The 11,599-nt window shown below is 40.3% G+C and carries 10 protein-coding genes and 4 pseudogenes; 11 read left to right on the forward strand and 3 right to left on the reverse strand.

The genetic code is table 11. The features are described 5' to 3' along the window. Both AQR02_RS33055 and AQR02_RS11565 read right to left on the reverse strand, forming a co-directional pair. Positions 1 to 191, reverse strand: a 191-nt coding sequence (locus AQR02_RS33055) for a hypothetical protein (RefSeq protein ID WP_209444147.1), incomplete at its 3' end; no start/stop codon positions are given. Between the two features lie 534 nt (positions 192 to 725). Further along, a complete protein-coding gene (locus tag AQR02_RS11565; RefSeq protein ID WP_038696142.1) occupies positions 726 to 1,199 on the reverse strand; it encodes a ferritin-like domain-containing protein in 474 nt (157 codons plus the stop codon). Between the two features lie 1,066 nt (positions 1,200 to 2,265). On the opposite strand from AQR02_RS11565, the gene AQR02_RS11570 reads away from it, so the two are divergent. From AQR02_RS11570 to gshAB, 6 genes and pseudogenes are all read left to right on the forward strand, one after another. Further along, positions 2,266 to 2,625 carry an ArsR/SmtB family transcription factor gene (locus AQR02_RS11570; protein WP_038696144.1) on the forward strand — a complete coding sequence of 120 codons (360 nt, stop codon included), beginning with the start codon at positions 2,266 to 2,268 and terminating at the stop codon, positions 2,623 to 2,625. 58 nt (positions 2,626 to 2,683) lie between these two features. Then, a complete protein-coding gene (locus tag AQR02_RS11575) occupies positions 2,684 to 3,193 on the forward strand; it encodes a permease (RefSeq protein WP_038696146.1) in 510 nt (169 codons plus the stop codon). Between the two features lie 18 nt (positions 3,194 to 3,211). Continuing rightward, a pseudogene (locus AQR02_RS34090) lies at positions 3,212 to 3,430 on the forward strand (glutamate synthase); the annotation flags it as partial. A 63-nt stretch (positions 3,431 to 3,493) separates the two neighbouring features. Further along, positions 3,494 to 4,209 (forward strand): annotated as a pseudogene (locus AQR02_RS11580) (NAD(P)/FAD-dependent oxidoreductase). A gap of 160 nt (positions 4,210 to 4,369) precedes the next feature. Next, positions 4,370 to 5,713: an MATE family efflux transporter gene (locus AQR02_RS11585; protein WP_038696148.1), complete on the forward strand. Its 1,344-nt coding sequence runs from the start codon at positions 4,370 to 4,372 to the stop codon at positions 5,711 to 5,713. 25 nt (positions 5,714 to 5,738) lie between these two features. Beyond that, positions 5,739 to 8,066 (forward strand): bifunctional glutamate--cysteine ligase GshA/glutathione synthetase GshB, encoded by a 2,328-nt coding sequence (gene gshAB / locus AQR02_RS11590; protein ID WP_038696150.1) that lies wholly within the window; start codon positions 5,739 to 5,741, stop codon positions 8,064 to 8,066. Positions 8,067 to 8,244: 178 nt separating this feature from the next. Here gshAB and AQR02_RS32425 read toward each other — a convergent pair. Further along, a pseudogene (locus AQR02_RS32425) lies at positions 8,245 to 8,355 on the reverse strand (N-acetyltransferase family protein); the annotation flags it as partial. On the opposite strand from AQR02_RS32425, the pseudogene pstB reads away from it, so the two are divergent. The 5 genes and pseudogenes from pstB to AQR02_RS11610 all read left to right on the forward strand — a co-directional run. Next, positions 8,353 to 8,550: pseudogene (gene pstB, locus AQR02_RS35530) on the forward strand (phosphate ABC transporter ATP-binding protein); the annotation flags it as partial. The pseudogenes AQR02_RS32425 and pstB overlap by 3 nt on opposite strands. Positions 8,551 to 8,642: 92 nt before the next feature. Next, positions 8,643 to 8,906 carry a hypothetical protein gene (locus tag AQR02_RS11595; RefSeq protein ID WP_038696152.1) on the forward strand — a complete coding sequence of 88 codons (264 nt, stop codon included), beginning with the start codon at positions 8,643 to 8,645 and terminating at the stop codon, positions 8,904 to 8,906. Positions 8,907 to 8,973: 67 nt separating this feature from the next. Then, positions 8,974 to 9,681, forward strand: a complete 708-nt coding sequence (locus AQR02_RS11600; protein WP_054940680.1) for a response regulator transcription factor — start codon at positions 8,974 to 8,976, stop codon at positions 9,679 to 9,681. A gap of 7 nt (positions 9,682 to 9,688) precedes the next feature. Then, positions 9,689 to 11,023, forward strand: a complete 1,335-nt coding sequence (locus AQR02_RS11605; RefSeq protein ID WP_245237345.1) for a sensor histidine kinase — start codon at positions 9,689 to 9,691, stop codon at positions 11,021 to 11,023. Positions 11,024 to 11,037: 14 nt separating this feature from the next. Further along, positions 11,038 to 11,256: an SHOCT domain-containing protein gene (locus tag AQR02_RS11610; RefSeq protein WP_052098472.1), complete on the forward strand. Its 219-nt coding sequence runs from the start codon at positions 11,038 to 11,040 to the stop codon at positions 11,254 to 11,256. Positions 11,257 to 11,599 lie beyond the last annotated feature (343 nt).

The following is an 11,599-nucleotide window of genomic DNA, read 5'->3' on the forward strand; positions in this document are numbered from 1 at the left end:
ATGGGGATGGGTGTTACACTAAGTGGGATGTTATACCAAATGTCGCTTAGGTTACTACCAGCTACAAGCAAACCATCCAATATTACGGCGTATAGAATTTCTTTTGTGCTTATTGGATTATTAAGCGCTGCTGCACTATTTATAGCGCTTTTCCAGAAGAAATCATGGCATAAGTACAGCGAGGAGTTCATTGAGTACTATATTTAGTAAAGCTGATTATTCAGTCTGATTTTTGGAGTTAATCCCTACATTCAAGGAATAATTTACCAATATATTAAATCGATAAAGTTCGCTTTAACTGCCGAAAGGCTGATGACTCCTACCAGAGAGGTTACATTTCCCTGGTAGGAGTCTCTTTTTTTGCTCAATTGTAGAGCGGAGAGAAGTTAATAATGAAACACTTAAAACAACCTTGGAACTATAGGGTCCAAAAATGGGTCATGCTGACTACATAGGAACATTGCCTTTAACATGTCCAGAAGCGGTTACTACGCCTATCTGAAGCGAAAGGGGAGGGGAAACGGCGTGACGCCAAAGCCAAACAACAAATTCGTAAAGAACTATAAACGTTACGAAGGAAAGTACGGGCACCGGTAGTTCAATTGTTCTTGTGGCAGAATGACGGCAATTGGATGAACTATAAGAAGGTACTAAGCCTCATGCAAAAGCTCGGACTAGATTCGTGTGTATTTATGAATGGCAGATGGCAGTCCAAGTAATTACTACTAATTTCCAGGTAAGTTCTGTATCAATAAATTATTATACTTTGCCGCATGTTTTTGCTCATCGAGAATAATGCCATACAAAGTATCCTTATAAACGCCATAAGGAAGGCCGAACCATATCTTTCGATACTTTTCAACTGCTGACAATTCACCTTGGAAGGCTTTTTGCAACCCGGCAATATACGAATTAACATGTTCAGGAACTTCGTTACTAACTCCTGTCACTTCATGTCCAGTTAATTCTCTGTACATTTGTCGGAACATTTGATTATGCCCTCGTTCATCATTCCGAATAGAGGTAATAACTTCAGCTTGTTTCTGGCTAGGAGTAAGATGAATGAGTTGGTCATAAAAAAGTTCATCATTCCGTTCCCCTTGGACTGAAGTCCTCATTAATTCAAGCGCGTCTTGAGTTGAAGTTGCCCAAATGGGAACGAATTGTGATCTGATCCAATAGGGATAAACCATATTCATGAGCGTAGCCCTCCGTTAATGTAAGTAATTTCACTCTCAATTATATGCACATGAGCCTAGTGTGTGATTAATTCTGAGTTTCGGTTAAATTATACAAAGGTTGCTTATAGGGGGGCTACAGGGTGCCAAGTAAATGAGCAGTGGATACAAGTGAGAGGTTGTTGGAGGAAGTATGGATGAGATTAAAATTGAATCCGAGTGGGATTCCAATATTGATCTGAACCACAAATATGTTTCCACTTTAGTTAGTATGCTCCGATTGAATGGAGTGGATTTCATATTAACTACTGCTTAGTACCAGTCGGTAAAGCGAGCTTTTACCATTTAGTTGAAGACTGTTCGATCTAGAGTGAGGATCAGTTTTATTGTTGAAATTGATCCTTTTCGCCAAAGATCTTTAATGATAATAACAATGTAGGTAAGTTTGTGTCCTTTATGTAGGCAACTTTGTGTCACTTGTCGGATGACAAGAATGTGTTCCGCATGGAACCCGCATAAATTGCGGGTTTTTCTTTTTTCACGGTACAGATTCTTGTCAAAAGCTAATGACAAGAATCTGTACCGACTTCCGAATTAGGCCAAGAATGTGTTCCGTTAACCGAGAATTATTATAGTCATGTCCTAATCAAGATAATTCAAAGAGATCCCCCCCTTCCCAGAAAGAAGTCAGGAAAACAAATTTTTTCAGCACAGGAGTAAGTATTTCAAGGGTTAGGGCTCCCAGGTGCTGGCTACGTGGGAACGTTGCTGAAGTGGATATTACTTGGAAGTTAAGCTGATTGAAACGATCATCACACATTCATTCGGGGTGGTGTGCAGGCAGAGAAGGCACGTACGGCTAGTTATATTGGAAACACCTATACAGTATGTACTCGTGGTTACTTAGGACTAGGTATCTACCAGTGATATTTTCCTGGTATGAGTCTGTTTATGATGGTGAAATACTTTGTTTGGGATAAAATAAGTTCACATTATCGTCAGGCAACATGGATATCACGTATTTCAAAACTATAAAATTAGTTATATAATAATTATAAGTAAACAAACTCAAATGGAGGTACTCTTAATGAATCACGTAAAAACCGATTGGCTACCCAAAAACGACAATGAAATGAATGATGTTATCAAACAATCGCTTACTGTTCTCCCGGTATTAAACAATGAAGAGGGACTGCGAAAAAAAGCTCTTTTATTAAAAGCATTGGGTGATGAAACCAGATTGAGAATTATCGGCATATTGAAAGTTCAGGACTCATGTCTTTGTGAATTAGTATCTGGATTAGTCATTCCAGCTTCTACATTGACGCATCACTTGCAGATCCTGGAGCGTGGAGGCGTTATCCAATCGAGAAAGGAAAAAAAATTCACCATTTTTTCCCTTGTTCATGATAAGAATTTAGACCTTTATATTTCACAAAATTCATAATAGGAAGTGTCATCAGGAGTAATTGATTACGAGGCAATAAATTGTCAAAATTGACAGGGTGAAAAAAATCCATCATGTCGTAGTAATGACCATTTTGTATTTGTTGAACCTAAATGCCGGTACGAATGCTATGCAAATATCAGCATTCAGCCTGAAAGAGATGCTTCTTGTCATTCCCCCCATCTTTATTCTGTTGGGAATTCTGGATACTTGGGTACCCAAGGAGGTCATGATGAAATACATGGGGGAAAAATCGGGATGGAAGGGAATCGTGCTCGCCTTTCTGATTGGTTCAGCGGCTGCAGGTCCCCTGTATGGAGCTTTTCCGGTTGCCGCAGTTTTGATGAAAAAGGGCGTCAAATTCAGCAATATTCTAATCTTCATCGGGGCATGGTCCACTACGAAGATTCCAATGCTCCTGTTCGAAATGTCCGCTTTGGGAACGACTTTTGCCATTACCCGGCTTCTGATTGATATTCCGGGCATCCTGATCATCGCCTACCTGCTAGAAGCGATGATCTCGAACGAGTATAGAACAGAACTATACAAAAAAGCTGAATATCTTTAAGTCTGATTCAAACTCCTAGAACCAAACTTTTACCTCGTTGGAATGAAGAGTTATGGTCGGGCACCAACATTTCTTATGGCTACTGGATACGAACAGGGCAGATCAATTGTAGCCTACCTGGATGGCGATCTAGAAGCCGCGCTGAAGGTTGAATTAGAGTTGCCAGAGACGGGTGTATGTAGCATTAGCAGTGCACCCAATATAAACGATTGCTGCATGCCGATCTCATCAGTGTAATTAATGATTTGAGAAGGTAGAATCCAGTTTCCGCCTTTAAATCAAACGAAGGAGTGAGAAGTCATGTACAAGTCAATAATTATAGGAACAGGTCCCGCAGGGTTGACTGCAGCTATTTATTTAGCTAGAGCTAACCTGAATCCGCTTGTTACTGAAGGACCACAACCGGGGGGGCCAATTAACATTAACTACAGAAGTAGATAATTTCCCAGGATTTGTTGATGGAATAATGGGTCCCGAACTCATGGATAACATGAGAAAACAAGCGGTTCGGTGCCGAGTTTATGAATGGCTGGGTCAATGATGTTGATTTTTCGTCTCGTCCATTTGTAGTGAAGGTAGAAGGACTTGGTCAATTGCAAGCTGAATCCAGTATTCTCTCTACAGGTGCGTCGGCGAATTTGCTCGGTGGCATACCTGGCGAAAAAGAGAATATTGGCCGTGGTGTAAGTACGTGTGCAACGTGCGATGGGTTCTTTTTCCGTAACAAAGAAGTAGTTGTTGTGGGTGGGGGAGATTCCGCAATGGAAGAAGCAAATTTTCTTACCAAGTTCGCTTCCAAAGTGACGATTGTTCACCGGCGGATGAACTGCGAGCTTCGAAGTTCATGACAGATCGATCTCGATCCTGTTGGATATATTCGTGTGAAACCCGGAACAACCGAAACGAACATCCCTGGCGTATTTGCTTGCGGAGACGTACAAGATCCGAAGTACCGTCAGGCGATTACTGCAGCAGGTACAGGGTGTATGGCTGCTCTAGACAGCGGAAAGTTTTAGAAGAAGATGCCGCTTATACAAAATCAGTCACATATTCTGGATAATATATAAGTTTATGCTTATGAATGTATTGATTTTGACTAAAAAAGACATCACTTTTTATTCGAACGACACTTGTGGTCGGTTTTCATATTACATTAGGAGCAAGAAGGAGTAGCAGATGAAGGGCACAAATGATTTAACCCAAGGTCCAATAATGTCTACTTTAATGAAATTGACACTCCCCATCATTGCTACCAATTTCATATCTACAACCTATGGTCTTGTCGATATGATCTGGGTTGGAGGGCTAGGAAGTGGTCCGGTTGCTGCAATTGGTACAGCAAGCTTCTTTATTAATTTAGCGATTGCTTTATCGACCATGATAACAATTGGTACAGGAATCAAGGTTTCACATTGTATGGGATCCGGTAAGATAGAACAAGCTTATTCATATGTAAAGAACGGATTTGTAATGTCTGTTGTATTAGGACTGCTCTATATGGTTTTTATTATTTCGACCCAGGACCAGCTTATAGGCTTCTTCGATCTTGGAAATGAAGTTGAGTTAATGGCGAAGCAATTTCTAATGATTTCGATCGTGGGGGCCGTCTTTTCAATACTTAATACCTTATATGCAACCGTTATGAATGCGATGGGGAACAGTAAGCAACCATTTTATATTTTTTCAATGGGTCTCATTTTAAATATCATTCTTGATCCATTGTTAATATATGGAGTAGGCAGTTTAGAAGGTTGGGGAGTTGCAGGTGCAGCTATTGCTACACTAACGGCCAATTTATTAGTGACCTTGCTGTTTATCATAAAAACAAAAAAATTAGACCTTATCTCTAAACAGTCGGTAAGGAATAGCCGTCTCATGATAGAAGTCATTCGATTGGGAATTCCGATTTCGATTCAACGGATCACCTTTACGATCATATCGATCATTATGGCCAAGATCATAGTCGGTTGGGGGGCTGAGGCCATTGCTGTTCAAAAGGTAGGTATTCAAATAGAATCAATCTCCTATATGACGATCGGTGGTCTGCAAGGGGCTATTGCAGCTTTTTTTGGACAAAATTATGGAGCACGTCGATTGGATCGAATACAGCAGGGCTATCGAAAGGCGTTGCTGATGACCACAATATTCGGTGCTTTCATTTCGTTCATATTTATCTTATTTCCTCAGCAGCTCTTCTCGGTATTTCTAACTGATGAAACGAGCATGAAGCTCGGAACAGATTACATGCGAATTATCGGTTTTTCTCAGTTGTTTATGTGCATGGAACTGATGACAGTTGGAGCATTTAACGGTATTGGTAAAACATATATTCCGCCAATATTCAGCATTTTATTTACTGTATTAAGAATACCCGTGGCTTTGCTCTTATCGGAACCGTTTGGATTAAATGGGGTGTGGATGTCGATTGCGCTAAGTAGTGTTTTTAAGGGTATTATTTTGGTCATCTGGTTTAGAAAGTCTTTGCGTAGCATTCATAAATCGCTTGCAGTTTCTGAATAAACATAGAAAAAGGACGGTCATAAATATGAACTGGTTGAATCGTGAACTTGTACAGATTGTTATAGACAATGCACTTCAAGATGATCTAATTCGAGGTCGATTTGGTTTAGAAAAAGAAAATGTACGGGTCGACCAAGAGGGGAAACTTGCCCTTACGCCCCACCCTAAAGCTTTTGGGAGTAAAACAGAAAATCCTTATATTCAAACGGATTTCTCAGAGAGTCAAATTGAAATGATCACTCCTGCCTTAGACTCGATTGAGGAGACGTATCATTTCATGGAAGCCTTGCAAGACATTGTTTCTTTAGAATTGGAAGGGGAGTTTTTGTGGCCAAGCAGTAACCCTCCTATGCTACCCGAAGAAGAAGAAATTCCTATTGCCAAAATGAGCGATCCTGTTGCGGACGATTATCGAAAGGAATTGGCGGATAAATATGGTCGTAAAAGACAATTGTTAAGCGGAATACATTATAATTTCTCATTTGATGAGAAACTCCTTGTGAGGTTATACGAAACTCAGGGACACTACAAAGACTTCAAGGAGTTCAAAGATACGGTTTATTTTAAAGTAGCCCGTAATTTGTTAAGATACCGGTGGTTGCTCATTTACCTAACAGGGGCAAGCCCTGTTTTTGATAATACGTATATTGAGAAATGTGTTAACTTAGCGGACTCACTTGATAAAAAAAGTTATTATTTCCCAATGATGAATTCACTTCGGAACAGTATGTGTGGCTATCGAAATGAAAAATTGTATTATGTCTCTTTTAATTCAGCCACAGAGTATGTTCATGATTTAAACAGATTGATTCAACAAAATGAACTATTAAGTGTAAAAGAATATTACAGCCCTGTCCGTATTAAAACCTCAAAGGGAACTAATCCAGTTCAAGACCTTGTAGAAGAGGGAGTGGCATATTTAGAACTTCGATTTATCGATATCAATCCACTTCACAAGATAGGAATAAGCATGGAAATGATGTCCTTTATCCATTTGTTTATTCTCTTTATGCTGCTTAAAGTAGATGAATCCTATAACAAGGAAGATCAAAGGATTGCTGCTGTTAACCAAGATCAAGTGATAATGGAAGGAATAAAGGGGTTTTTAAACGAGTCCGAATATTGTCAGCTCACCATGGAGGAAATGGCGCTTTCTTTTATCAATGAGATGAAAGAAATGGTGGAGCTTTTGTTTCCTGGAAACGAGGATTATCGTAAAATAATAGATGGTGAAAAGCAAAAGATTCTCCATTCCGAGCTAAATGCGGCATCTATAGTGAAGAAGGAAATACAAGAATCGTCCTTTTTGACGTACCATCTGGATAAAGCAAAAAAATACGCTGAAGAAAGTATTCATAATGGTTACCGATTTACAGGATATGAGGATCTCGAATTATCAACTCAACTACTCTTAAAGGCAGCAGTGAAGCGAGGAATACGATTTGAACTGATGGATCGGGAGGAGAATTTCGTACTGCTTTCACAAGGAGATCATAAAGAGTATGTGAAGCAGGCTACGAAAACTGCCTTGGACTCCTATAGTACTGTGCTAATTATGGAAAATAAGGTTGTTACAAAAGACATTCTTAATCAGCATGGAATCCGTGTACCCTCTGGAGAAACCTTTCAGAATTTAGATGAAGCAATGTCCAGTTACGATACGTATCGTAGCACTCCAATTGTAATTAAGCCTAAATCAACTAATTTTGGGTTAGGCATTACGATCTTCAATCGAGATTACTCAAGAGAAGATATGGAAAAAGCGTTTAAAATAGCTTTCACACACGATAAGACGGTCCTTCTTGAGGAATTCATAACAGGTAAGGAATATCGCTTTCTGATCATGGGAGACCAGGTCGTAGGAGTTCTACATCGTGTCCCTGCAAATGTCATTGGAGACGGAATCCACACGATCGAACAGCTTGTTCACGAGAAGAATAAAAACCCGCTTAGAGGTAAAGGATATAAGACTCCTTTGGAAAAAATTCAGTTAGGCGAAGCAGAAGAGATGTTTTTAAAGAACCATGCTATGAGTTGGAACGATATACCCCAATTAGGAGAAATCATCTATCTGAGAGAGAACTCGAATATTAGTACGGGAGGAGACAGTATCGATTTTACTGATGAAATACCGAACAGCTATAAAGATCTTGCCATTCAATCAGCTAAAGCTGCAGGAGCGACCATATGTGGTGTAGATATGATGATTGATTCTATAGAAGAAGCAGCGAACGATACCAATTACAGCATAATTGAACTAAACTTCAATCCAGCAATTCACATTCACTGTTACCCATATATCGGGAAGAATAGAAAGGCAGATGAAAAAATTCTGGATCTATTGTTCTGTTAGTTAAATACTTTCGAAGAGATATATCTTGCTCTAACCTTCCTGATGTTTATAGGGACTGTATTATCGGTAACGTACATGATCCTTAAACGGATCCAGTGTCCGATTACCTAAAATATCCAGTACTTGTAATATAAAAAAACGTGGAAAGAATCGGTTTCCTCCACGTTTTTTTTTCAATTTAAAGCAGTTTCTCCATAATCATCACATCAATGAATTCCCCATCCATAATACCTTCCTTCTCAAAAACACCAACCTGCCGGTATCCCATTTTCTGATATAATCCTATACCTTGCTGCGAACCATTAATCGAATGAATGACCAAATTCAGGATATGAGAGTGGAAGGGGATATTCAGATTTCAGGGTACTCCATATATGAAAAAGGGATACGAACAGAAATGCTGCGTAAGCGTGTGGGCATGGTGTTCCAATTGCCGAACCCGTTCCCCATGTCGATTTATGATAATATTGCCTATGGCCCCCGGTTTCCTTTTGCTATCTTCATAACTTCTTCACAAGCTGCAAATTGGTTCTTCATAACTCTCTTATATAGTGTAACTATAAGGAGGAGATACAAATGAAGAAACTTTGGATTGGATTATCGGCATTGGTACTGGTTATGGGGATTGGCACCGCTGGCGCTTACGCTGCAACAGCAAACAATGATAAGAACAACAGCGGCTTTTTCGAAAAAATGCTGCCCTTTGCCAAACAAATGCACCCCAACCTGTCAGAGGAACAAATCAAGCAAATGCATGAAAATTGCAGTACATCAAGCGGGAATGGAATGTCAGGAATGATGCAAAATTCCCAATATCGCAGGGGTATGATGAACTTCTAATCCGATCATGATAAGATAAGACCTCATAGAAATGAGGTCTGTCTCATTTTTAACTACAAAGTAGGTGATGAAGTTCGTGAAAATTTTAGTGGTGGATGATGAAGAGAATATCCTGCAGGTCATTAAGGCTTATTTGGAAAAGAATAATTATATTGTGTACGAAGCCGATACAGGAATAGGCGCGATTCATCTATTTGAAACCTTACAGCCCGATCTGATCGTACTGGATTTGATGCTTCCGGATATGACCGGAGAGGAAGTATGCAGAATGGTACGTAAATCATCGAACGTTCCGATTCTCATGCTGACTGCAAAAAGCAGTGAGGACGATATGGTAAATGGTCTCATGATTGGGGCCGATGATTATATAACCAAACCATTCAGCCCAAGAGAGCTGCTCGCTCGGGTGATTAGTCTTTTAAGAAGAACCAATCAGCGGGAACAAGGGAATATATCACTGCTGTCATATGCCCAAGGCTGTTTAACAATAGATTCGGAACGTTATGAGGTGAGAATTCACGAGGAACCCGTATCCCTCACCCCTATGGAGTTTAAGCTGCTGGAAATTTTAGCGAAGCATCCGAAGAGAGTGTTCTCACGACTAGAGCTGGTTAACCTTACCCAAGGTGACACCTATGAAGGATTCGAGCGAACCATCGATGTTCATATCAAGAATATTAGACAAAAAATTGGCGATGACCCTAAACACCCTGTTTTTATTGGTACAGTGTTTGGAGTGGGGTATAAATTCTTGGTGAGTTCGGATGAGAAATAGAGGCGGATTGAGCAGAAAGCTTCTTATATCCCATGCCGGTGTAGCTCTTGCTGCGCTTCTGTCTATTGTTCTGCTTGTCAACTTAGTAATGAACGTTTCGTTCAACCAATATCAGAAAAACCAGGAGCAGGCGGAAATACAAAGTCTACTGGACGATCTAAAAGACGCTTATCATGAGTCTACCGGCCAATGGAATACAAATGTATGGATGATCATTTCGCATCAGGCGATGGTAAGTGACTATATCGTTCGTGTATACGACAAAGACCACCAATTGATTTGGGACACTAGCCAAATGGGGATGCAAAGACAAGTTGATTCCCAGCCTATGCAAGACACCATTACAAAAACAATCGTAAAAGGCAATCAGCAGATCGGGACAATGGAATTTCAACCAGTGAACGAAACATCGCAAAGCCTAAATCAGCAGTTTCTACGAATGTTTAATACATTGTTATGGGCAGCAATGCTTCTTGTCATTGCCGGGACGTATCTGTTTAGCCGGTATTTGGCCAAAAGCATTAGCCAGCCTCTTTTAGAGATCAAAGATATCGCTTCGCGAATGAGGGAGGGAGATCTCACTTCCCGGGTTGTAGTTATCAATCAAAATACAGAGATCGATGACGTGGGGCGTGCGCTCAATCATTTGGCTGACGGGTTGGAGAAGCAAGATCAGTTAAGGAAATTACTGACTGCTGATGTGGCGCATGAGCTGCGAACACCCTTAACAACAATACAAAGCCATTTGGAAGCTTTTCAGGACGGCATTTGGGAACCGACGCCGGATAAACTACAAGTGTGCCATGATCAAGTCCTGCGGCTGGTCCGGCTCATCAGTGATTTGGAAAATCTGGCTGCCGTAGAGAATCCAATGGTTCAGCTGAAGACGGAAATCGTATCTCTTAACGATATTGTAGAGAAGTCGTTAAATACAGTATCCAGCCAGTTTAGGGATAAAGGACTTTCAGGTGACCTGATAAGTACAAATGACGTTTGGATCACAGGGGACCGTTCGCGGCTCGTTCAGGTATTCGTAAATCTGATAAGCAATGCATTCAAATATACGAGTTCTGGAAGTATTCATATTGAAGTGTTAAAAGAGAAAGCAGAGGGCGTAGTCATCGTATCCGATACCGGAATGGGAATACCTGAAGATGAACTTTCCTATATCTTTGAACGTTTTTACCGCGGAGAGAAATCAAGGAACCGGAAGACTGGCGGAGCCGGAATCGGACTTGCCGTTGTACAAGCGATTGTGAAGGCTCATGCCGGATCTATACATGTTGAAAGTGAGATCAATAAGGGGACAACTGTCCGAGTCCGTCTTCCATTAATTCGATGAAAGGAAGATACACAATGATGATGGGGTATGGTTTTGGGTTCGGTATGTTTGGATTGGTCATCAATTTTCTGTTGATCTTAGGTGTAATCTATTTGGTGATAAAATGGGTTAGGGGGGAAGGGAATTCACGTTTTAATGACAATACTCCAGAGAGAATCTTGGATGTACGATTTGCAAAAGGTGAAATCACGGAGGAAGAATATTTTCGGATGAAGAGCATTTTGCGGGATTGAAAACGTTAATGGAGATAAGGCAAAAGAACAAGGAGCCCTGCACTCTGTGAACGGCTCTTTTGTTATTTATGATTCTAGCTTGCCTTATTTAATACCTCATTTGATTCATCCCCCTCCTGGTTGTTTATAATTCTAAAAAGATCATCTTTTGAGGAGACGAGAAATATTTGCTCAGAAAGAATCTTATCCATCAAGCAATTCTAAACCGGATGCCTGTAAATATTCATTTGATCAGCGGTGAAACGTATTGTGTTGTATGTATGGATTATGAGAAGCCTGAAATGTTTATCATCATTACGGGGACAGCATCCGTAGCTGTTTTTTATTGGGCCATTAAGCGTGG

It is taken from the genome of Paenibacillus ihuae (genome assembly GCF_001368795.1).
GTDB classification, from domain to species: domain Bacteria; phylum Bacillota; class Bacilli; order Paenibacillales; family Paenibacillaceae; genus Paenibacillus_AQ; species Paenibacillus_AQ ihuae.